Source organism: Pseudomonas sp. MC6, from assembly GCF_054790575.1.
Map to the genome: position 1 here is coordinate 5,725,784 of NZ_CP186504.1, position 22,640 is coordinate 5,748,423.

The 22,640-nt window shown below is 54.3% G+C and carries 14 protein-coding genes, 4 tRNA genes, 2 rRNA genes and 1 pseudogene; all 21 read left to right on the forward strand.

Features of this window, described 5'->3' with window-relative positions; translation table 11 throughout:
• The first annotated feature begins 138 nt into the window (after window positions 1-138).
• The 21 genes and pseudogenes from ACOYXE_RS25635 (at window position 139) to fusA (ending at window position 22,617) form a co-directional block, all read left to right on the forward strand.
• Window positions 139-3,032: ribosomal RNA gene (locus tag ACOYXE_RS25635) — 23S ribosomal RNA — on the forward strand.
• 153 nt (window positions 3,033-3,185) lie between these two features.
• A 5S ribosomal RNA gene (rrf, locus tag ACOYXE_RS25640) occupies window positions 3,186-3,301 on the forward strand.
• 132 nt (window positions 3,302-3,433) lie between these two features.
• Window positions 3,434-4,387 carry a bifunctional biotin--[acetyl-CoA-carboxylase] ligase/biotin operon repressor BirA gene (birA, locus tag ACOYXE_RS25645; RefSeq protein WP_160059623.1) on the forward strand — a complete coding sequence of 318 codons (954 nt, stop codon included), beginning with the start codon at window positions 3,434-3,436 and terminating at the stop codon, window positions 4,385-4,387.
• Complete coding sequence (locus tag ACOYXE_RS25650) at window positions 4,377-5,129, forward strand: pantothenate kinase (RefSeq protein ID WP_460926825.1); 753 nt, start codon at window positions 4,377-4,379, stop codon at window positions 5,127-5,129. Before birA ends, ACOYXE_RS25650 begins: the two co-directional genes overlap by 11 nt.
• A gap of 7 nt (window positions 5,130-5,136) precedes the next feature.
• Window positions 5,137-5,568, forward strand: a complete 432-nt coding sequence (locus tag ACOYXE_RS25655) for a hypothetical protein (protein ID WP_460926826.1) — start codon at window positions 5,137-5,139, stop codon at window positions 5,566-5,568.
• A 143-nt stretch (window positions 5,569-5,711) separates the two neighbouring features.
• Window positions 5,712-5,796, forward strand: a tRNA-Tyr gene (locus ACOYXE_RS25660).
• A 25-nt stretch (window positions 5,797-5,821) separates the two neighbouring features.
• A tRNA-Gly gene (locus ACOYXE_RS25665) sits at window positions 5,822-5,895 on the forward strand.
• A 26-nt stretch (window positions 5,896-5,921) separates the two neighbouring features.
• Window positions 5,922-5,997 (forward strand) — tRNA-Thr (locus ACOYXE_RS25670).
• Window positions 5,998-6,082: 85 nt separating this feature from the next.
• Window positions 6,083-7,276: an elongation factor Tu gene (gene tuf / locus ACOYXE_RS25675; protein WP_053124324.1), complete on the forward strand. Its 1,194-nt coding sequence runs from the start codon at window positions 6,083-6,085 to the stop codon at window positions 7,274-7,276.
• Between the two features lie 53 nt (window positions 7,277-7,329).
• Window positions 7,330-7,405, forward strand: a tRNA-Trp gene (locus tag ACOYXE_RS25680).
• A 45-nt stretch (window positions 7,406-7,450) separates the two neighbouring features.
• A complete protein-coding gene (secE, locus tag ACOYXE_RS25685; RefSeq protein WP_007916493.1) occupies window positions 7,451-7,819 on the forward strand; it encodes a preprotein translocase subunit SecE in 369 nt (122 codons plus the stop codon).
• 9 nt (window positions 7,820-7,828) lie between these two features.
• On the forward strand, window positions 7,829-8,362 hold the full coding sequence (gene nusG, locus ACOYXE_RS25690; protein ID WP_007916492.1) for a transcription termination/antitermination protein NusG: 534 nt from the start codon (window positions 7,829-7,831) through the stop codon (window positions 8,360-8,362).
• 117 nt (window positions 8,363-8,479) lie between these two features.
• Entirely contained in the window at window positions 8,480-8,911 is a 432-nt protein-coding gene (gene rplK / locus ACOYXE_RS25695; protein WP_003228756.1) for a 50S ribosomal protein L11, read from the forward strand.
• The gene (gene rplA, locus ACOYXE_RS25700) at window positions 8,911-9,606 is read left to right on the forward strand and encodes a 50S ribosomal protein L1 (protein ID WP_007916481.1); all 696 of its coding nucleotides are present in this window, start codon (window positions 8,911-8,913) and stop codon (window positions 9,604-9,606) included. The genes rplK and rplA overlap by 1 nt, the downstream gene beginning before the upstream one ends.
• A gap of 200 nt (window positions 9,607-9,806) precedes the next feature.
• Window positions 9,807-10,307 (forward strand): 50S ribosomal protein L10, encoded by a 501-nt coding sequence (gene rplJ / locus ACOYXE_RS25705; protein ID WP_007916479.1) that lies wholly within the window; start codon window positions 9,807-9,809, stop codon window positions 10,305-10,307.
• A 78-nt stretch (window positions 10,308-10,385) separates the two neighbouring features.
• Window positions 10,386-10,751, forward strand: coding sequence for a 50S ribosomal protein L7/L12 (gene rplL / locus ACOYXE_RS25710; protein WP_007916477.1), 366 nt, complete (start codon window positions 10,386-10,388; stop codon window positions 10,749-10,751).
• A 221-nt stretch (window positions 10,752-10,972) separates the two neighbouring features.
• Window positions 10,973-15,048: pseudogene (gene rpoB / locus ACOYXE_RS25715) on the forward strand (DNA-directed RNA polymerase subunit beta).
• A 64-nt stretch (window positions 15,049-15,112) separates the two neighbouring features.
• Window positions 15,113-19,312, forward strand: a complete 4,200-nt coding sequence (gene rpoC / locus ACOYXE_RS25720; protein ID WP_460926827.1) for a DNA-directed RNA polymerase subunit beta' — start codon at window positions 15,113-15,115, stop codon at window positions 19,310-19,312.
• Between the two features lie 216 nt (window positions 19,313-19,528).
• Entirely contained in the window at window positions 19,529-19,900 is a 372-nt protein-coding gene (gene rpsL / locus ACOYXE_RS25725; RefSeq protein WP_003186084.1) for a 30S ribosomal protein S12, read from the forward strand.
• Between the two features lie 107 nt (window positions 19,901-20,007).
• A complete protein-coding gene (gene rpsG, locus ACOYXE_RS25730) occupies window positions 20,008-20,481 on the forward strand; it encodes a 30S ribosomal protein S7 (protein ID WP_007916467.1) in 474 nt (157 codons plus the stop codon).
• A gap of 30 nt (window positions 20,482-20,511) precedes the next feature.
• Window positions 20,512-22,617 carry an elongation factor G gene (gene fusA / locus ACOYXE_RS25735; protein WP_007950179.1) on the forward strand — a complete coding sequence of 702 codons (2,106 nt, stop codon included), beginning with the start codon at window positions 20,512-20,514 and terminating at the stop codon, window positions 22,615-22,617.
• Window positions 22,618-22,640: the final 23 nt, after the last annotated feature.

Sequence of the window (22,640 nt, forward strand, 5' to 3'; positions counted from 1 at the left end):
ATAGAAAGATAGACTGAACGTTACTTTCACTGGTAACGGATCAGGCTAAGGTAAAATTTGTGAGTTCTCTTAGTTGAGAAATTCGAATTTTCGGCGAATGTCGTCTTCACAGTATAACCAGATTGCTTGGGGTTATATGGTCAAGTGAAGAAGCGCATACGGTGGATGCCTTGGCAGTCAGAGGCGATGAAAGACGTGGTAGCCTGCGAAAAGCTTCGGGGAGTCGGCAAACAGACTTTGATCCGGAGATGTCTGAATGGGGGAACCCAGCCATCATAAGATGGTTATCTTGTACTGAATACATAGGTGCAAGAGGCGAACCAGGGGAACTGAAACATCTAAGTACCCTGAGGAAAAGAAATCAACCGAGATTCCCTTAGTAGTGGCGAGCGAACGGGGACTAGCCCTTAAGTGGCTTTGAGATTAGCGGAACGCTCTGGAAAGTGCGGCCATAGTGGGTGATAGCCCTGTACGCGAAAATCTCTTAGTCATGAAATCGAGTAGGACGGAGCACGAGAAACTTTGTCTGAATATGGGGGGACCATCCTCCAAGGCTAAATACTACTGACTGACCGATAGTGAACTAGTACCGTGAGGGAAAGGCGAAAAGAACCCCGGAGAGGGGAGTGAAATAGATCCTGAAACCGTATGCGTACAAGCAGTGGGAGCCCACTTTGTTGGGTGACTGCGTACCTTTTGTATAATGGGTCAGCGACTTATTTTCAGTGGCGAGCTTAACCGAATAGGGGAGGCGTAGCGAAAGCGAGTCTTAATAGGGCGTCTAGTCGCTGGGAATAGACCCGAAACCGGGCGATCTATCCATGGGCAGGTTGAAGGTTGGGTAACACTAACTGGAGGACCGAACCGACTACCGTTGAAAAGTTAGCGGATGACCTGTGGATCGGAGTGAAAGGCTAATCAAGCTCGGAGATAGCTGGTTCTCCTCGAAAGCTATTTAGGTAGCGCCTCATGTATCACTGTAGGGGGTAGAGCACTGTTTCGGCTAGGGGGTCATCCCGACTTACCAAACCGATGCAAACTCCGAATACCTACAAGTGCCGAGCATGGGAGACACACGGCGGGTGCTAACGTCCGTCGTGAAAAGGGAAACAACCCAGACCGTCAGCTAAGGTCCCAAAGTTATGGTTAAGTGGGAAACGATGTGGGAAGGCTTAGACAGCTAGGAGGTTGGCTTAGAAGCAGCCACCCTTTAAAGAAAGCGTAATAGCTCACTAGTCGAGTCGGCCTGCGCGGAAGATGTAACGGGGCTCAAACCATACACCGAAGCTACGGGTATCATCTTCGGATGATGCGGTAGAGGAGCGTTCTGTAAGCCTGTGAAGGTGAGTTGAGAAGCTTGCTGGAGGTATCAGAAGTGCGAATGCTGACATGAGTAACGACAATGGGTGTGAAAAACACCCACGCCGAAAGACCAAGGTTTCCTGCGCAACGTTAATCGACGCAGGGTTAGTCGGTCCCTAAGGCGAGGCTGAAAAGCGTAGTCGATGGAAAACAGGTTAATATTCCTGTACTTCTGGTTATTGCGATGGAGGGACGGAGAAGGCTAGGCCAGCTTGGCGTTGGTTGTCCAAGTTTAAGGTGGTAGGCTGAGATCTTAGGTAAATCCGGGATCTTAAGGCCGAGAGCTGATGACGAGTGTTCTTTTAGAACACGAAGTGGTTGATGCCATGCTTCCAAGAAAAGCTTCTAAGCTTCAGGTAACCAGGAACCGTACCCCAAACCGACACAGGTGGTTGGGTAGAGAATACCAAGGCGCTTGAGAGAACTCGGGTGAAGGAACTAGGCAAAATGGCACCGTAACTTCGGGAGAAGGTGCGCCGGTGAGGGTGAAGGACTTGCTCCGTAAGCTCATGCCGGTCGAAGATACCAGGCCGCTGCGACTGTTTATTAAAAACACAGCACTCTGCAAACACGAAAGTGGACGTATAGGGTGTGACGCCTGCCCGGTGCCGGAAGGTTAATTGATGGGGTTAGCTAACGCGAAGCTCTTGATCGAAGCCCCGGTAAACGGCGGCCGTAACTATAACGGTCCTAAGGTAGCGAAATTCCTTGTCGGGTAAGTTCCGACCTGCACGAATGGCGTAACGATGGCGGCGCTGTCTCCACCCGAGACTCAGTGAAATTGAAATCGCTGTGAAGATGCAGTGTATCCGCGGCTAGACGGAAAGACCCCGTGAACCTTTACTATAGCTTTGCACTGGACTTTGAATTTGCTTGTGTAGGATAGGTGGGAGGCTTTGAAGCGTGGACGCCAGTTCGCGTGGAGCCATCCTTGAAATACCACCCTGGCAACTTTGAGGTTCTAACTCAGGTCCGTTATCCGGATCGAGGACAGTGTATGGTGGGTAGTTTGACTGGGGCGGTCTCCTCCTAAAGAGTAACGGAGGAGTACGAAGGTGCGCTCAGACCGGTCGGAAATCGGTCGTAGAGTATAAAGGCAAAAGCGCGCTTGACTGCGAGACAGACACGTCGAGCAGGTACGAAAGTAGGTCTTAGTGATCCGGTGGTTCTGTATGGAAGGGCCATCGCTCAACGGATAAAAGGTACTCCGGGGATAACAGGCTGATACCGCCCAAGAGTTCATATCGACGGCGGTGTTTGGCACCTCGATGTCGGCTCATCACATCCTGGGGCTGAAGCCGGTCCCAAGGGTATGGCTGTTCGCCATTTAAAGTGGTACGCGAGCTGGGTTTAGAACGTCGTGAGACAGTTCGGTCCCTATCTGCCGTGGACGTTTGAGATTTGAGAGGGGCTGCTCCTAGTACGAGAGGACCGGAGTGGACGAACCTCTGGTGTTCCGGTTGTCACGCCAGTGGCATTGCCGGGTAGCTATGTTCGGGAAAGATAACCGCTGAAAGCATCTAAGCGGGAAACTTGCCTCAAGATGAGATCTCACTGGAACCTTGAGTTCCCTGAAGGGCCGTCGAAGACTACGACGTTGATAGGTTGGGTGTGTAAGCGCTGTGAGGCGTTGAGCTAACCAATACTAATTGCCCGTGAGGCTTGACCATATAACACCCAAGCAATTTGCGAACTCGAGAGAGACCAGATTGCGGTGTGTGAAGACGAAACGAACCGAAAGTTCGATGTTCACAAAACACCAGCTGTCACATACCCAATTTGCTGAAGCGAGGCCCTCTGGTCACGACTCAGTACCCGAATTTCTTGACGACCATAGAGCGTTGGAACCACCTGATCCCATCCCGAACTCAGCAGTGAAACGATGCATCGCCGATGGTAGTGTGGGGTTTCCCCATGTGAGAGTAGGTCATCGTCAAGATTAAATTCCAAAACCCCAATTGCGAAAGCAGTTGGGGTTTTGTTTTGCCCGCAGGAAATGTATCTGCTTGATTTCTATGCAACGGCCCGGGGCATGGCTATTATTCGGGCCTCATTGTGAGGCGAGACCTGCATGCTGACGTTGTTGAACCTTCTGAAGGATGGGCGTTTCCATTCTGGTCAGGATCTGGGCGAGGCCCTGGGAATAAGTCGAAGTGCAGTATGGAAGCAGCTTCAGCATCTTGAGGCTGAGCTCGGCTTGTCTATCCATAAAGTCAGGGGGAGGGGATATCAGCTGGCATCGCCATTGACGCTACTCGACTCTCTAAAGATATCGACAGTGGCACCAAATTGGCCGGTGACCGTTCTGGATTCGGTCGACTCGACTAATGCCGAAGCATTGCGCTCTATTGGCCGGGGCAATTCAGCGCCGTTTTTGGTTCTTGCTGAGCGGCAGGTTTCCGGCCGCGGCCGCAGAGGTCGTAAATGGGTCAGCCCGTTCGCTGAAAATCTGTATTACAGCCTTGTTCTTCGAATCGATGGTGGAATGCGCCAGCTCGAAGGCCTGAGCCTTGTTGTTGGTTTGGCTGTGATGCAGGCTTTGCGAAGCTTTGGCGTGGTTAATGCCGGTTTGAAGTGGCCCAATGATGTGCTGGTGAGTAACAAAAAAATCGCCGGCATACTGCTAGAGCTGATTGGCGATCCGGCGGATGTCTGTCATGTGGTGCTGGGAATTGGTATCAATGTGAATATGCAGGTTGCTGATGAAGTCGATCAGCAATGGACCTCGATTCGACTTGAATCCGGCAATAGCTGCGATCGTAATGCCTTGGTGGTTGAGCTGAGTAATCAGCTGGACGCCTACATCCAGAGTCATCAGATGGGTGGTTTTTCGGTTCTCCGGGCGGAATGGGAGGCAAATCACTTGTGGCAGGAGCGATCGGTTTCATTGATTGCAGGCTCCAACCATATAGATGGCGTGGTGCTCGGAATCGACAATCAAGGTGCTCTGCGCTTGAGGGTGAATGGCGTGGAAAAAGTATTCAGTGGTGGTGAGCTCAGCCTGAGGTTGCGTGATGATTCTTGAGCTCGACTGCGGAAACAGCTTTATAAAATGGCGCGTGCTGAATGCCACGGTCGGCGGCCTGATCTCCGAGGGGGTGGTCGACTCTGATTTGGCGCTGCTTGAGAGTTTGCGAGCGATTGATCGGCTTTCCCTGCGTAAATGCCGACTGGTCAGTGTAAGGACTGGCGAAGAAACCGGCGCGCTGATCGACATTATCGAGCGGGAGTTCGGTATTTCGGTGATGCGCGCGGAGTCTGCTCGCGAGATGTCTGGTGTTAGAAATGGTTACGTAGACTACGAGCGCCTTGGACTGGATCGATGGCTGGCGATGCTGGGCGGGTTTCACCTCGCTTCAGGAGGTGCTTGCCTGGTGCTGGATTTTGGCACAGCGGTAACCGCAGATTTTATCGCGGCTGATGGCGAGCATCTGGGCGGCTTTATTTGTCCTGGAATGCCGCTGATGCGTAACCAGTTGCGTACTCATACCCGGAAGATTCGTTATGGGGATTTGGCTGCCGAGCAGGCGCTGTCCAGTCACGCGCCGGGTCGGACTACCGTTGAGGCGGTAGAGCGTGGGTGTTCATTGATGTTGCGAGGGTTCGTATTGGCGCAGCTGGAAATGGCGCGCTCCTATTGGGGGGCTGACTTCGCTGTTTTTATAACCGGTGGTGATGCCGATTTGGTTGCAGGTGTTGCTCCCGAGGCCAGAATCGTTCCCGACCTGGTGTTTGTGGGGTTGGCTATGGCGTGTCCTTTGTCCTGAGGTTTGTATGCGTTGGTTGTTCCTCCTGCTTCTGGTTCTCAATGTTTTCTATTATGTCTGGCATCAGCAGGAGGCGCCGTTGCGGGCAAAGGACGTGACGCCTCTTAGCTTGTATCGGGGGGCGCAGCAGGATATTCGTTTGCTGAGCGAGACAACTGGTGACATTCGAGAGAAACAAGGCATGCGGCGCCAAGAGTGTCACTTTCTGGGTGGCTTCTCTCGACAGGAGTCGATTTCAGCGCTGCAGCAGCGTTTGGCTGATATGGGCGTTAATGTGCAGCCTTCGTCGAAGGATGCTCCTGGGACTGGTTATTGGCTGTCTGTTGCGCCTGAGAGCCAGCATTTGTTGGGGGGTGCGCAACTGGTGAACCTTTCCAAGGAATTCAATGAGTTAAAACATAAAATAATGCTGTGTGAGGGGGTTGCACCTGCTGAATAGTTTGCATAGAATGGCGCCCGCTCCACAGCGAAGACCCAAACAGGATTTCAATGTGAGGCGGTGTCAACGCAGCTAAGCTCAGGTTTTTAAATGAGAAAATGCTTGACAGGGGTTTGGCATAGTATAGAATGCCGGCCTGATTAGGAGGGGTTCCCGAGCGGCCAAAGGGATCAGACTGTAAATCTGACGTCTACGACTTCGAAGGTTCGAATCCTTCTCCCTCCACCAGATTTGAGCGTGAGCTGCAGGCTCCGCGGGTATAGTTTAGTGGTAGAACCTCAGCCTTCCAAGCTGATGATGCGGGTTCGATTCCCGCTACCCGCTCCAAGTTTGCAGGTTGTGCAAAGTGTTTCGCTCTTGTAGCTCAGTTGGTAGAGCACACCCTTGGTAAGGGTGAGGTCAGCGGTTCAAATCCGCTCAAGAGCTCCATATAACAAGGCAGATATGAAAATATCTGCCTTTGTTTTAATGGTTGATATTGTTTGTCTAATTTCTTCTGTTGAGGGTGATATCGATGGCTAAGGAAAAATTTGATCGTTCCCTGCCCCACGTCAACGTTGGGACCATTGGTCACGTTGACCACGGTAAAACCACTCTGACTGCTGCTCTGACTCGCGTTTGCTCCGAGGTCTTCGGTTCCGCAATCGTTGACTTCGACAAGATCGACAGCGCGCCAGAAGAAAAAGCTCGCGGTATCACCATCAACACCGCACACGTTGAGTACAACTCGAAGATCCGTCACTACGCTCACGTCGACTGCCCAGGTCACGCTGACTATGTGAAGAACATGATCACCGGTGCTGCTCAAATGGACGGCGCTATTCTGGTTTGCTCGGCCGCTGATGGTCCGATGCCGCAAACCCGTGAGCACATCCTGCTGTCCCGTCAGGTTGGCGTTCCGTATATCGTGGTTTTCCTGAACAAGGCTGATCTGGTAGACGACGCTGAGCTGCTGGAGCTGGTTGAGATGGAAGTTCGCGACCTGCTGTCCACCTACGACTTCCCGGGCGATGACACTCCAATCATCATCGGTTCGGCTCGTATGGCTCTGGAAGGCAAAGACGACAACGAGATGGGCACCACTGCCGTCAAGAAGCTGGTTGAAACTCTGGACAGCTACATCCCAGAACCAGTTCGCGTGACTGACAAGCCGTTCCTGATGCCAATCGAAGACGTATTCTCGATCTCTGGTCGCGGTACTGTTGTGACTGGTCGTATCGAGCGCGGTATCGTTCGCGTTCAAGATCCGCTGGAAATCGTTGGTCTGCGTGACACCACCGTTACTACTTGCACCGGTGTTGAAATGTTCCGCAAGCTGCTCGACGAAGGTCGTGCTGGCGAGAACTGCGGCGTTCTGTTGCGTGGCACCAAGCGTGACGATGTTGAGCGTGGCCAGGTTCTGGTTAAGCCGGGTTCGGTTAAGCCGCACACCAAGTTCACTGCAGAAGTTTACGTTCTGAGCAAGGAAGAAGGCGGTCGTCACACTCCGTTCTTCAAGGGCTATCGTCCACAGTTCTACTTCCGTACTACTGATGTGACTGGTAACTGCGAGCTGCCAGAAGGCGTTGAGATGGTAATGCCGGGTGATAACATTCAGATGACTGTTACCCTGATCAAAACCATCGCGATGGAAGACGGTTTGCGTTTCGCTATCCGTGAAGGCGGTCGTACCGTCGGCGCTGGTGTCGTAGCTAAAATCATCGAGTAAGTGGTTGTAATGTATTTTTCGGGCCGGCATAATGGTCGGCCTGATTTTGTTTTAGGTCAGTAGCTCAATTGGCAGAGCGACGGTCTCCAAAACCGTAGGTTGGGGGTTCGATTCCCTCCTGACCTGCCAGATTCACTTGGTGTGTCTGGCTTTCTTTTCACAGGATCTTCATAGATGACTCCTAAAGCTGAAGCTCAAGGCTCTCGCTTCGATCTGCTCAAGTGGCTTGTAGTTGTCGCTTTGGTGGTTGTTGGCGTTGTTGGCAATCAGTATTACTCTGCTTCGCCGATCCTGTACCGTGTACTCGCTTTGCTTGTCATTGCTGCTGTAGCTGCCTTTGTAGGCCTGCAGACTGCGAAGGGCAAGTCTTTCTTTGTACTCGTTAAGGAAGCTCGCACCGAGATTCGTAAAGTCGTTTGGCCAACTCGCCAAGAAACCACGCAGACCACCCTGATTGTGGTGGCTGTTGTTCTGGTTATGGCGTTGCTGTTGTGGGGGCTTGATTCCCTGCTCGGCTGGCTTGTTTCCTTGATTGTCGGCTAAGGGTGTCCCGTGGCTAAGCGTTGGTATGTTGTGCATGCTTACTCGGGTTACGAGAAGCATGTGATGCGCTCGCTGGTCGAGCGCGTAAAGCTGGCTGGCATGGAAGATGGCTTCGGCGAGATTCTGGTTCCCACTGAAGAAGTGGTTGAAATGCGTAATGGCCAGAAACGCAAAAGCGAGCGCAAGTTCTTTCCAGGTTATGTGCTGGTTCAGATGGATATGAATGAGGGTACTTGGCACTTGGTCAAGGATACACCTCGGGTGATGGGTTTTATTGGCGGTACTGCCGATAAGCCTGCGCCGATCACCGATAAAGAGGCGGAAGCAATTCTGCGTCGTGTTGCTGATGGTAGCGACAAGCCTAAGCCGAAGACTCTCTTCGAGCCAGGTGAGACGGTGCGAGTCAATGACGGTCCATTCGCTGATTTCAATGGCGTTGTTGAAGAAGTTAATTACGAAAAGAGCCGGATCCAAGTGGCAGTGCTCATTTTCGGTCGCTCTACCCCGGTAGAGTTGGAGTTCAGTCAGGTCGAAAAGGTCTAACTGGACAAGCATCCCAACCCCGCAGCCCTAGGCTGTGGGGTTTTGTCGTCACTGGGATAAACGCGCAAGTAACCGGGGAGCCTTTCGAGGCGTTCGAACCCGTAATTGGAGTGCCTCATGGCCAAGAAAATTACCGCTTACATCAAGCTGCAAGTGAAGGCCGCTCAGGCTAACCCAAGCCCACCTGTTGGTCCTGCTTTGGGTCAGCACGGCGTGAACATCATGGAATTCTGCAAGGCCTTCAACGCCCGTACTCAGGGTCTTGAAGCAGGTCTGCCGACTCCAGTGATCATCACTGTCTACAGCGACCGTAGTTTCACTTTCGAAACCAAATCCACCCCGGCTTCGGTTCTGCTGAAGAAGGCGGCCGGTCTGACCAGCGGTTCCGCTCGTCCGAACACCGTTAAGGTTGGCACCGTTACCCGTGCTCAGCTGGAAGAAATCGCGAAAACCAAAAACGCGGATCTGACTGCAGCTGATATGGATGCAGCCGTGCGTACTATCGCCGGTTCTGCTCGTAGCATGGGCCTTAACGTGGAGGGTGTGTAATGGCTAAGCTGACCAAGCGTCAAAAGGCTATCGCCGGCAAAATCGAAGCAGGCAAGGCCTACAACATTGTAGATGCCGCTGCTCTGCTGGCTGAGCTGTCGACTGTCAAGTTCAGCGAGTCGTTCGACGTTGCTGTAAACCTGGGTGTAGACCCGCGTAAATCCGACCAGGTTGTTCGTAGCGCTACTGTGCTGCCACACGGCACTGGCAAGACTGTTCGCGTTGCTGTGTTCACTCAGGGTCCAGCTGCTGAGGCCGCTTTGGCTGCCGGCGCTGACCGTGTAGGTATGGACGACCTGGCTGCCGAAATGAAAGGCGGCGACCTGAACTATGACGTAGTGATCGCATCCCCGGATGCCATGCGCGTTGTAGGTCAACTGGGTCAGATCCTCGGCCCACGTGGTCTGATGCCTAACCCTAAGGTTGGTACCGTAACTCCAGACGTAGCTACCGCGGTTAAAAACGCTAAAGCTGGTCAGGTTCGTTATCGCACCGACAAAAACGGCATCATTCACACTTCCGTTGGCAAGATGGGCTTCGACGCCGTCAAGCTGAAGGAAAACGTTGAAGCCCTGATCGCAGATCTGAAGCGTATCAAGCCAGCTTCCTCGAAAGGTATTTACGTCAAGCGCGTTACCCTGAGCACCACTATGGGCCCAGGTCTGGTTATCGACCAGAGCTCGCTGGACGCGTAAGACAAAGGTTGGCGCGATTGTTTTCGCGCCAATTGAAAGATTGGGGTCCCTGCCTGGCGGGGGCTATCCAAGACCGTAGGCGACGCAAGTCTTAAACCATAAGCCTACGCAGATGGTGCTCCCGGTTCCTTACCGAATCAGACACCAAAACGACATTCGGTTTCGATCGAATGAAACGGTAACAAGCAGGAGTTAAACCCGTGGCAATTAATCTCGAAGACAAGAAGGCCATCGTCGCTGAAGTCAACGAGGCTGCCAAAGTCGCTCTGTCCGCTGTCGTGGTTGATGCACGTGGCGTAACAGTAGGCGCAATGACCGGACTCCGTAAAGAGGCTCGTGAAGCTGGCGTTTACGTACGTGTTGTACGTAACACCCTGCTCAAGCGCGCTGTTGCTGACACTGAATACAGTGTTCTCAACGACGTGTTCACCGGCCCGACCTTGATCGCATTCTCCAACGAACACCCGGGCGCTGCTGCTCGTCTGTTCAAAGAGTTTGCTAAAGGTCAGGACAAGTTCGAGATCAAGGCAGCTGCGTTCGAGGGCAAGTTCCTCGCAGCTAATCAGATCGACGTTCTGGCAAGCCTGCCGACCCGTGACGAAGCAATTTCCCAGCTGATGAGCGTGATTCAAGGCGCTACCAGCAAATTGGCTCGTACTCTGGCGGCACTTCGCGACCAGAAAGAAGCTGCTGCAGCCTGAGGCTGAGCGTTTCCTCTCTCGCGTATTTTTGTTTATTTCGATGGCCTCCAGGCTATCCCCCAATTCAGGAAATAAGTCATGTCTCTGACTAACGAACAAATCATCGACGCAATCGGCGAAAAATCGGTTCTGGAAATCGTTGAGCTGATCAAGGCAATGGAAGAGAAGTTCGGCGTATCCGCTGCCGCTGCTTCTGCTGGTCCAGCTGCTGCCGCCGCTGTTGTTGAAGAGCAAACCGAGTTCAACGTTGTTCTGCTGGAAGCTGGCGAGAAGAAGGTTAACGTGATCAAGGCAGTTCGTGAACTGACCGGTCTGGGCCTGAAAGAAGCCAAAGAGAAAGTAGACGGCGCTCCTCAGGTTGTAGCTGAAGGCGTTTCGAAAGAAGCGGCTGAAGACGCCAAGAAGAAGCTGGAAGAAGCAGGCGCTAAAGTCGAGCTGAAATAAGTATCGACTTTGCTCCTCCAGCCCGAGCGTCAAGCGACAGGCTGATGGCTGGTGGCTCTTGCCACCGGCCTTTTTCCGTTATTGGCAGCCGACTGGGTCGGTGCTGATAAAGGCGCTGTAACCACCCGATGCGGTGGCGCAAACCATGGGGTTTGCACGATTTTCTGGCTGCTCCCGTCGGGAGGGGCCAAACAAGCAGGTGACCAAGCTGGGGAACGCTGATGGCTTACTCATATACTGAGAAAAAACGTATCCGCAAGGACTTTAGCAAGTTGCCGGACGTCATGGATGTGCCTTACCTCCTGGCCATCCAGCTGGATTCGTATCGTGAATTCTTGCAAGCGGGAGCGACTAAAGATCAGTTCCGCGACGTGGGCCTGCATGCGGCCTTCAAATCCGTTTTCCCGATCATCAGCTACTCCGGCAATGCTGCGCTGGAGTACGTCGGTTATCGCCTGGGCGAACCGGCATTTGATGTCAAAGAATGCGTATTGCGCGGTGTAACTTTCGCCGTACCTTTGCGGGTAAAAGTGCGCCTGATCATTTTCGACAAAGAATCGTCGAACAAAGCGATCAAGGACATCAAAGAGCAAGAAGTCTACATGGGTGAAATTCCCCTGATGACTGAGAACGGTACCTTCGTAATCAACGGTACCGAGCGTGTAATCGTTTCCCAGCTGCACCGTTCCCCGGGCGTGTTCTTTGACCACGACCGCGGCAAGACGCATAGCTCCGGCAAACTGCTGTACTCCGCGCGCATCATTCCTTACCGCGGTTCGTGGCTGGACTTCGAGTTCGACCCGAAAGACTGCGTGTTCGTGCGTATCGACCGTCGTCGCAAGCTGCCGGCATCGGTACTGCTGCGCGCGCTCGGCTATACCACTGAAGAAGTGCTGGACGCTTTCTACACCACCAACGTTTTCCACCTGAGCGGCGAAACCCTCAGCCTGGAACTGATTGCTTCGCGTCTGCGTGGTGAAATTGCGGTTCTGGATATTCAGGACGAGAAGGGCAAGGTCATCGTTGAAGCGGGCCGCCGTATTACCGCGCGCCACATCAACCAGATCGAAAAAGCCGGCATCAAGACCCTGGAAGTGCCTCTGGACTACGTCCTCGGTCGCACTACCGCCAAGGTTATCGTGCACCCGGCTACCGGCGAAATCCTGGCAGAGTGCAACACCGAGCTGAACACTGAAGTCCTGGCAAAAATTGCCAAGTCCGGCGTTGTTCGCATCGAAACTCTGTACACCAACGACATCGACTGCGGTCCGTTCGTCTCCGACACGCTGAAGATCGACTCCACCAGCAACCAATTGGAAGCGCTGGTCGAAATCTATCGCATGATGCGTCCAGGCGAGCCGCCAACCAAAGACGCTGCCGAAACCCTGTTCAACAACCTGTTCTTCAGCCCTGAGCGCTATGACCTGTCTGCGGTCGGCCGGATGAAGTTCAACCGTCGTATCGGTCGTACCGAGATCGAAGGTTCGGGCGTGCTGTGCAAGGAAGACATCGTCGCGGTACTGAAGACTCTGGTCGACATCCGTAACGGTAAAGGCATCGTCGATGACATCGACCACCTGGGTAACCGTCGTGTTCGCTGCGTAGGCGAAATGGCCGAGAACCAGTTCCGCGTTGACCTGGTACGTGTTGAGCGTGCGGTCAAAGAGCGTCTGTCGATGGCTGAAAGCGAAGGCCTGATGCCGCAAGACCTGATCAACGCCAAGCCAGTGGCTGCGGCGGTGAAAGAGTTCTTCGGTTCCAGCCAGCTCTCGCAGTTCATGGACCAGAACAACCCGCTGTCCGAGATCACCCACAAGCGTCGTGTCTCTGCACTCGGCCCTGGTGGTCTGACTCGTGAGCGCGCAGGCTTTGAAGTCCGTGACGTACACCCGACTCACTACGGTCGTGTATGCCCGATTGAAACGCCGGAAGGTCCGAACATCGGTCTGATCAACTCCTTGGCTGCTTACGCTCGCACCAACCAGTACGGCTTCTTGGAAAGCCCGTACCGCGTGGTGAAAGAGGGTGTGGTCACCGACGAGATCGTGTTCCTGTCCGCTATTGAAGAAGCTGATCACGTGATCGCGCAGGCTTCGGCGACCATGAACGACCAGAAAGTCCTGATCGACGAACTGGTAGCCGTACGTCACCTGAACGAATTCACCGTTAAGGCGCCTGAAGAAGTCACCTTGATGGACGTTTCGCCGAAGCAGGTAGTTTCGGTAGCAGCGTCGCTGATTCCGTTCCTCGAGCACGATGACGCCAACCGTGCGTTGATGGGTTCGAACATGCAGCGTCAAGCTGTACCAACCCTGCGCGCTGACAAGCCGCTGGTAGGTACCGGCATGGAGCGTAACGTAGCCCGTGACTCCGGCGTTTGCGTCGTGGCTCGTCGTGGTGGCGTGATCGACTCCGTAGACGCCAGCCGTATCGTGGTTCGTGTTGCTGATGACGAAGTTGAAACCGGCGAAGCTGGTGTCGACATCTACAACCTGACCAAATACACCCGCTCGAACCAGAACACCTGCATCAACCAGCGTCCGCTGGTGAGCAAGGGTGATCGCGTTCAGCGTAGCGACATCATGGCCGACGGCCCGTCCACCGACATGGGTGAACTGGCACTGGGTCAGAACATGCGCATCGCGTTCATGGCATGGAACGGCTTCAACTTCGAAGACTCCATCTGCCTGTCCGAGCGTGTGGTTCAGGAAGACCGTTTCACCACGATCCACATCCAGGAACTGACCTGTGTGGCACGTGACACCAAGCTTGGGCCTGAGGAAATCACTGCAGACATCCCGAACGTGGGTGAAGCTGCACTGAACAAGCTGGACGAAGCCGGTATTGTTTACGTAGGTGCTGAAGTTGGCGCGGGCGACATCCTGGTCGGCAAAGTCACTCCGAAAGGCGAGACCCAGCTGACTCCGGAAGAAAAACTGCTGCGTGCAATCTTCGGTGAAAAAGCCAGCGACGTTAAAGACACCTCCCTGCGTGTACCTACCGGTACCAAAGGTACTGTCATTGACGTACAGGTCTTCACTCGTGACGGCGTTGAGCGTGATGCTCGTGCTCTGTCGATCGAGAAGTCCCAGCTGGACGAGATTCGCAAGGATCTGAACGAAGAGTTCCGTATCGTTGAAGGCGCAACTTTCGAACGTCTGCGTTCCGCTCTGGTAGGCCACAAGGCTGAAGGCGGCGCAGGTCTGAAGAAAGGTCAGGACATTACCGACGAAGTTCTCGACGGTCTTGAGCATGGTCAGTGGTTCAAACTGCGCATGGCTGAAGATGCTCTGAACGAGCAGCTCGAGAAGGCTCGAGCGTCTACATCGTTGATCGTCGCCGTCTGCTGGACGACAAGTTCGAAGACAAGAAGCGTAAACTGCAGCAGGGCGATGACCTGGCTCCAGGTGTGCTGAAAATCGTCAAGGTTTACCTGGCAATCCGTCGTCGCATCCAGCCGGGCGACAAGATGGCCGGTCGTCACGGTAACAAAGGTGTGGTCTCCGTGATCATGCCGGTTGAAGACATGCCGCACGATGCCAATGGCACCCCGGTCGACGTCGTCCTCAACCCACTGGGCGTACCTTCGCGTATGAACGTTGGTCAGATCCTTGAAACCCACCTCGGCCTCGCGGCCAAAGGTCTGGGCGAGAAGATCAACCGGATGATCGAAGAGCAGCGTAAAGTCGCTGAACTGCGTACTTTCCTGGACGAGATCTACAACCAGATCGGCGGTCGTAACGAAGATCTGGACAGCTTCTCCGATCAGGAAATCCTCGATCTGGCGAAGAACCTGCGTGGCGGCGTTCCAATGGCCACTCCAGTGTTCGACGGCGCCAAGGAAAGCGAAATCAAGGCCATGCTGAAACTGGCAGACCTGCCGGAAAGCGGCCAGATGCAGCTGACAGACGGCCGTACCGGCAACAAATTCGAGCGTCCAGTTACCGTTGGCTACATGTACATGCTGAAGCTGAACCACTTGGTAGACGACAAGATGCACGCTCGTTCTACCGGTTCGTACAGCCTGGTTACCCAGCAGCCGCTGGGTGGTAAGGCGCAGTTCGGTGGTCAGCGTTTCGGGGAGATGGAGGTCTGGGCACTGGAAGCATACGGTGCTGCTTACACTCTGCAAGAAATGCTCACAGTGAAGTCGGACGATGTGAACGGCCGTACCAAGATGTACAAAAACATCGTGGATGGCGATCACCGTATGGAGCCGGGCATGCCCGAGTCCTTCAACGTGTTGATCAAGGAAATTCGTTCCCTCGGCATCGATATCGATCTGGAAACCGAATAACACGTGACGCGAATCGAGAGCGGGGCAGGATTGCCCGCTCTCTGCTCCGCCAGGAGGAAAGGCCTTGAAAGACCTACTGAATTTGCTGAAAAACCAGGGTCAAGTCGAAGAGTTCGACGCCATCCGTATCGGATTGGACTCGCCTGAGATGATCCGCTCATGGTCGTTCGGTGAAGTTAAAAAGCCGGAAACCATCAACTACCGTACGTTCAAACCTGAGCGTGACGGTCTGTTCTGCGCCAAGATCTTTGGCCCGGTAAAGGATTACGAGTGCCTGTGCGGTAAGTACAAGCGCTTGAAGCACCGTGGTGTGATCTGCGAGAAGTGCGGCGTTGAAGTTGCACTGGCCAAGGTTCGTCGTGAGCGCATGGCACACATCGAACTGGCTTCGCCGGTTGCCCACATCTGGTTCCTGAAATCGCTGCCGTCCCGTATCGGCTTGCTGATGGACATGACCCTGCGTGATATCGAACGCGTTCTCTACTTCGAGAGCTATGTCGTTATCGATCCAGGCATGACCACCCTTGAAAAAGGTCAGCTGCTGAACGACGAGCAGTACTTCGAAGCGCTGGAAGAGTTTGGTGACGACTTCGACGCCCGTATGGGTGCTGAAGCTGTCCGTGAACTGCTGCACGCTATCGACCTGGAACACGAGATTGGCCGTCTGCGTGAAGAAATTCCGCAAACCAACTCCGAAACCAAGATCAAGAAGCTGTCCAAGCGTCTGAAGTTGATGGAGGCCTTCCAGGGTTCCGGCAACCTGCCAGAGTGGATGGTGCTGACCGTTCTGCCGGTTCTGCCGCCAGATCTGCGTCCACTGGTCCCACTGGACGGCGGTCGTTTCGCGACTTCCGACCTCAACGATCTGTATCGTCGAGTGATCAACCGTAACAACCGTTTGAAGCGCCTGCTGGACCTGTCCGCTCCGGACATCATCGTGCGCAACGAAAAACGTATGTTGCAGGAAGCTGTCGATGCACTGCTCGACAACGGCCGTCGTGGCCGCGCTATCACCGGTTCGAACAAGCGTCCTCTGAAATCCCTGGCTGACATGATCAAGGGTAAGCAAGGTCGTTTCCGTCAGAACTTGCTCGGTAAGCGTGTTGACTACTCCGGTCGTTCGGTAATTACCGTAGGCCCGACTCTGCGTCTGCATCAGTGCGGTCTGCCGAAGAAGATGGCTCTCGAGCTGTTCAAACCGTTCATTTTCGGCAAGCTCGAGATGCGTGGTCTCGCGACCACCATCAAAGCGGCCAAGAAAATGGTCGAGCGCGAACTGCCAGAGGTTTGGGACGTTCTCGCTGAAGTGATTCGCGAACACCCGGTTCTCCTCAACCGTGCACCGACCCTTCACCGTCTGGGTATCCAGGCGTTTGAACCGGTACTGATCGAAGGTAAGGCTATCCAGCTGCACCCTCTGGTCTGCGCCGCGTACAACGCCGACTTCGACGGCGACCAAATGGCCGTGCACGTACCGCTGACGCTGGAAGCCCAGCTCGAAGCGCGTGCGTTGATGATGTCGACCAACAACATTCTGTCGCCAGCCAACGGTGAGCCAATCATCGTTCCGTCGCAGGACGTTGTATTGGGTCTGTACTACATGACTCGTGAAGCGATCAACGCCAAAGGCGAAGGTCGTGTGTTCGCGGATCTGCAGGAAGTTGACCGTGTGTTCCGTGCCGGCGAAGCCGCACTGCACGCCAAGGTCAAGGTTCGTATCAACGAAACCGTCAACGACCGTGACGGCAACAGCGTGAGCGGTACCCGTATCGTCGACACCACTGTCGGCCGTGCGCTGCTGTTCCAGGTTGTGCCAAAAGGTCTGTCGTACGACGTCGTCAACCTGCCGATGAAGAAAAAGGCGATCTCCAAGCTGATCAACCAGTGCTACCGCGTGGTTGGTTTGAAAGAGACCGTGATCTTCGCTGACCAGTTGATGTACACCGGTTTCGCTTACTCGACCATCTCCGGCGTTTCCATCGGTGTTAACGACTTCGTTATCCCGGATGAAAAAGCCCGCATCATCGGTGCTGCCACCGACGAAGTGAAAGAGATCGAGAGCCAGTACGCCTCCGGCCTGGTAACCCAGGGCGAGAAGTACAACAAAGTGATCGACCTTTGGTCGAAAGCGAACGACGAAGTCTCCAAGGCGATGATGGCCAATCTCTCGAAAGAGAAAGTCATCGACCGTCATGGCGTCGAAGTCGACCAAGAGTCCTTCAACTCGATGTACATGATGGCTGACTCGGGTGCGCGGGGTTCCGCAGCACAGATTCGTCAGCTGGCCGGTATGCGTGGTCTGATGGCCAAGCCAGACGGTTCCATCATTGAAACGCCGATTACTGCGAACTTCCGTGAAGGTTTGAGCGTACTTCAGTACTTCATCTCGACTCACGGTGCTCGTAAAGGTCTGGCGGATACCGCGTTGAAAACTGCGAACTCCGGTTACCTGACTCGTCGTCTGGTAGACGTTGCGCAGGATCTGGTTGTAACCGAGATCGATTGCGGCACCGAACACGGTCTGCTGATGACTCCGCACATTGAAGGCGGTGACGTTGTAGAGCCGTTGGGTGAGCGCGTATTGGGTCGTGTTATTGCCCGTGACGTATTCAAGCCAGGCACCGAGGACGTTATCGTTCCGGCCGGTACTCTGGTAGACGAGAAGTGGGTTGAATTCATCGAGCTGAACAGCATCGACGAAGTGATCGTGCGTTCGCCGATCAGCTGCGAAACCCGCTATGGCATTTGCGCCAAGTGCTACGGCCGTGATCTGGCTCGTGGTCACCAAGTGAACATCGGTGAAGCGGTCGGCGTTATCGCTGCCCAGTCCATCGGTGAGCCGGGTACTCAGCTGACGATGCGTACGTTCCACATCGGTGGTGCGGCAAGCCGTACTTCCGCTGCGGACAGCGTTCAGGTGAAGAATGGCGGTACCGTTCGTCTGCACAATTTGAAGCACGTGGAGCGAGTGGACGGTCACCTGGTTGCTGTGTCCCGTTCCGGTGAGCTGGCCATCGCTGATGACTTCGGTCGTGAGCGCGAGCGTTACAAGCTGCCGTACGGTGCTGTGATTTCGGTTAAAGAAGGTGACAAGGTCGACGCTGGCGCAATCGTGGCCAAGTGGGATCCGCACACCCACCCGATTGTTACCGAAATGAAAGGTACCGTGACCTACGTGGGCATGGAAGAAGGCATCACGATCAAGCGTCAGACTGACGAATTGACCGGTATGACCAACATTGAAGTACTTGACGCGAAAGATCGTCCAGCTGCGGGCAAAGAAATCCGTCCAGCAGTGAAGATGGTCGACGACAACGGCAAGGATCTGTTGCTGCCAGGCACTGACGTTATCGCTCAGTACTTCCTGCCAGCCAACGCCCTGGTCGGTGTAGCGGATGGTGCGAAAATCGCGATCGGTGACGTTATCGCTCGTATCCCGCAAGAAACGTCGAAGACCCGCGACATCACCGGTGGTCTGCCGCGTGTTGCCGACTTGTTCGAAGCGCGTCGTCCGAAAGAAGCGTCGATTCTGGCTGAAGTCAGCGGCACCATCGCGTTCGGTAAAGAGACCAAAGGCAAGCGCCGTCTGGTTATTACCCCGAACGACGGTAGCGATCCGTATGAAGAGCTGATTCCGAAGTGGCGTCATCTGAACGTGTTCGAAGGCGAACAGGTAAACCGCGGCGAAGTAATCTCCGACGGCCCAAGCGATCCGCACGACATCCTGCGTCTGCTGGGTGTGAGCGCGCTGGCCAAGTACATCGTCAACGAGATCCAGGACGTTTACCGTCTGCAAGGCGTGAAGATCAACGACAAGCACATCGAGACCATCCTGCGTCAGATGCTGCGTAAAGTTGAAATCGCTGAATCCGGCGATTCCAGTTTCATCAAGGGCGACCAGATGGAATTGACCCACGTACTGGTAGAGAACGAGCGTCTGGGTGGCGAAGACAAGTTCGTCTCCAAGTACACTCGCGTTCTGCTGGGTATCACCAAGGCGTCGTTGTCCACCGAATCGTTCATCTCGGCGGCTTCCTTCCAGGAAACCACCCGTGTACTGACCGAAGCGGCAGTCACCGGCAAGCGCGACTACCTGCGCGACCTGAAAGAAAACGTTGTCGTGGGTCGTCTGATCCCGGCAGGTACCGGCCTGGCATATCACAGCGAGCGCAAGCGTCGTCGTGAAGCAGACAAGCCGTTGCGCGTAAGCGCCAGTGAAGTGGAAGCTGCACTGACCGAAGCGCTGAACTCGAGCGGTAACTGAGTTCTGCGATAAATGAGCGTAAGGCCCTGGTCGCTCCGTTCATCGAATCGAGACAATTTGTCGAGGTTCGAGGGGCGGGGAGGTCGGGGCCTTGCCTTGACTGGGGGCAAGATCCTCTTTAGACTCTTGATCCCCTAAATTTGGCGGGAATTCGTTCCTGCCATTTTGCTTTTCTTGCAAGACAATAGCGTCGCAAGACAACAGTGGAGCTAGTAGATGGCAACTATCAACCAGCTGGTACGTCAGCCGCGTAAGCGTATCGTCGAGAAATCCGACGTACCTGCGCTGCAGAACTGCCCGCAACGTCGTGGCGTGTGCACCCGTGTGTACACCACCACGCCGAAAAAACCTAACTCGGCACTGCGTAAAGTATGCCGTGTGCGCCTGACCAACGGTTTCGAGGTTTCCTCGTACATCGGTGGTGAAGGTCACAACCTGCAAGAGCACAGCGTGGTATTGATCCGCGGCGGTCGTGTAAAAGACTTGCCAGGTGTTCGTTACCACACCGTTCGCGGTTCTTTGGATACTTCCGGCGTTAAAGGTCGTAACCAGGGTCGTTCGAAGTACGGTACCAAGCGTCCGAAGTAATCGGCCGTTTTGCAGATTTTCATTTTATTGAGTCGATAAGAGTAAGGTCGGGCACGCATCCATTGGATCTGTCCCGAGCTAACCTGAAGACCGCTTGAGGGCTTATCATGCCAAGACGTCGCGTAGCAGCAAAGCGTGAGATTCTGGACGATCCGAAATACGGAAGCCAGATCCTCGCCAAATTCATGAACCACGTTATGGAAAGCGGCAAGAAAGCCGTTGCCGAGCGTATCGTTTATGGTGCCCTGGAAACCGTTGCGACCCGTAAGGCTGGCACCGATCCCCTGGAACTCTTCGAAAAAGCACTCGACGCCATCGCTCCGCTGGTCGAAGTGAAGTCGCGCCGCGTTGGTGGTGCTACTTACCAGGTTCCGGTCGAGGTTCGTCCTTCCCGTCGTAACGCTCTGGCAATGCGCTGGTTGGTAGACTTCGCCCGTAAGCGTGGCGAGAAGTCTATGGCTCTGCGTTTGGCTGGCGAACTGCTGGATGCTGCTGAAGGTAAAGGTGCTGCTGTTAAGAAGCGTGAAGACGTGCACCGTATGGCTGAAGCTAACAAAGCTTTCTCGCACTACCGCTTCTAATTTTAGCTTCACTAATTTTGCGAGGGCTTTATGGCTCGTACTACTCCGATTAGCCGCTACCGTAACATCGGTATCGTCGCTCACGTGGATGCTGGTAAAACCACCACCACCGAGCGCGTCCTTTTTTACACCGGCAAAAGTCACAAAATGGGCGAGGTGCATGACGGCGCCGCGACCACAGACTGGATGGTTCAGGAGCAGGAGCGTGGTATTACCATTACTTCTGCTGCTATTACCGCCTTCTGGAAAGGTTCCGAGAAGCAGTACAAAGACGAGCATCGCTTCAACGTAATCGATACTCCGGGCCACGTTGACTTCACTATTGAAGTTGAACGCTCCCTGCGCGTACTCGACGGCGCTGTCGTTGTATTCTGCGGTACTTCGGGTGTTGAGCCTCAGTCGGAAACCGTATGGCGTCAAGCCAACAAGTACGGCGTTCCACGTCTTGTTTACGTGAACAAGATGGACCGTGCCGGCGCCAACTTCCTGCGCGTGATCGGTCAGATCAAGCAGCGTCTGGGTCACACTCCGGTGCCAATCCAGTTGGCCATCGGTTCAGAAGACAACTTCCAGGGTCAGATCGATCTGATCAACATGCAAGCTGTCTACTGGAACGACTCTGACAAAGGTATGGTCCCTGTTCGCAAGGACATCCCTGCTGAGCTGCAAGAGCTGGCTGAAGAGTGGCGCAACAACATGGTTGAAGCTGCTGCTGAAGCCAACGAAGAGCTGATGAACAAGTACCTGGAAGGCGAAGAGCTGTCGATCGTAGAGATCAAAGCTGCTTTGCGTCAGCGTACTATCGCCGGCGAAATCGTACTGGCTGTTTGCGGTTCTTCGTTCAAGAACAAGGGTGTTCCCCTGGTTCTCGACGCCGTTATCGACTTCCTGCCTGCGCCAACCGACATTCCTGCTATCAAGGGTACTGACCCGGATAACGAGGAAATCGAGCTGGAGCGTCATGCAGACGATGCGGAGCCGTTCTCGGCTCTGGCGTTCAAGATCGCTACCGACCCATTCGTGGGTACCTTGACCTTCGTCCGCGTTTACTCGGGCGTGTTGAACTCCGGCGACGGCGTGATCAACTCGGTTAAAGGCAAAAAAGAGCGCGTGGGTCGTATGGTGCAAATGCACGCAAACGCCCGTGAAGAGATCAAGGAAGTGCGCGCTGGTGACATCGCGGCCCTGATCGGCATGAAGGACGTCACCACTGGTGAAACCCTCTGCAACGCTGACAAGCCAATCATCCTGGTTCGCATGGACTTCCCGGAGCCGGTTATTTCGGTTGCCGTAGAGCCTAAGACCAAGGATGACCAGGAAAAAATGGGTATCGCTCTGGGCAAACTTGCTCAGGAAGACCCGTCTTTCCGCGTTAAAACTGATGAAGAGACTGGTCAAACGATCATCTCCGGCATGGGCGAACTGCACCTGGACATCCTGGTTGACCGGATGCGCCGTGAGTTCAACGTCGAAGCCAACATCGGCAAGCCTCAGGTTTCCTATCGTGAGCGCATCACGAAGAACTGTGAAATCGAAGGCAAGTTCGTTCGTCAATCCGGCGGTCGTGGTCAGTTCGGTCACTGCTGGATCCGTTTTGCTCCCGCTGACGAAGGTCAGGAAGGTCTGCAATTCGTGAACGAAGTTGTAGGTGGTGTGGTTCCTAAGGAATACATCCCGGCTATCCAGAAGGGTATCGAAGAGCAGATGAAGAACGGCGTTGTTGCCGGCTATCCGCTGATCGGCCTGAAGGCTACCGTGTTCGATGGTTCTTACCACGACGTCGACTCCAACGAGATGGCGTTTAAAGTGGCTGCCTCCATGGCGACCAAGCAACTGGCCCAGAAGGGCGGTGGTGAGTTGCTTGAGCCGATCATGGCTGTAGAGGTTGTTACGCCTGAAGACTATATGGGTGATGTGATGGGCGACCTTAACCGTCGTCGCGGCATGATCCAGGGTATGGAAGACACAGTGTCCGGCAAGGTTATCCGTGCCGAGGTTCCACTGGGTGAGATGTTCGGTTATGCGACCGACGTTCGTTCCATGTCCCAGGGTCGCGCAAGCTACTCTATGGAATTCAAAAAATACGATACGGCTCCGTCGCACATCGTCGAATCCGTAACCAAAAAACAAGGCTGATTCAGCCCCTTTAGGCTAGGAGT

Coding starts and splice junctions, on each gene's coding strand:
- rplL (WP_007916477.1), top strand. CDS start 10,386: ATGTCTCTGACTAACGAACAAATCATCGACGCAATCGGCGAAAAATCG.
- rplK (WP_003228756.1), top strand. CDS start 8,480: ATGGCCAAGAAAATTACCGCTTACATCAAGCTGCAAGTGAAGGCCGCT.
- rpsL (WP_003186084.1), top strand. CDS start 19,529: ATGGCAACTATCAACCAGCTGGTACGTCAGCCGCGTAAGCGTATCGTC.
- ACOYXE_RS25655 (WP_460926826.1), top strand. CDS start 5,137: ATGCGTTGGTTGTTCCTCCTGCTTCTGGTTCTCAATGTTTTCTATTAT.
- rplA (WP_007916481.1), top strand. CDS start 8,911: ATGGCTAAGCTGACCAAGCGTCAAAAGGCTATCGCCGGCAAAATCGAA.
- rpsG (WP_007916467.1), top strand. CDS start 20,008: ATGCCAAGACGTCGCGTAGCAGCAAAGCGTGAGATTCTGGACGATCCG.
- birA (WP_160059623.1), top strand. CDS start 3,434: ATGCTGACGTTGTTGAACCTTCTGAAGGATGGGCGTTTCCATTCTGGT.
- tuf (WP_053124324.1), top strand. CDS start 6,083: ATGGCTAAGGAAAAATTTGATCGTTCCCTGCCCCACGTCAACGTTGGG.
- fusA (WP_007950179.1), top strand. CDS start 20,512: ATGGCTCGTACTACTCCGATTAGCCGCTACCGTAACATCGGTATCGTC.
- ACOYXE_RS25650 (WP_460926825.1), top strand. CDS start 4,377: ATGATTCTTGAGCTCGACTGCGGAAACAGCTTTATAAAATGGCGCGTG.
- secE (WP_007916493.1), top strand. CDS start 7,451: ATGACTCCTAAAGCTGAAGCTCAAGGCTCTCGCTTCGATCTGCTCAAG.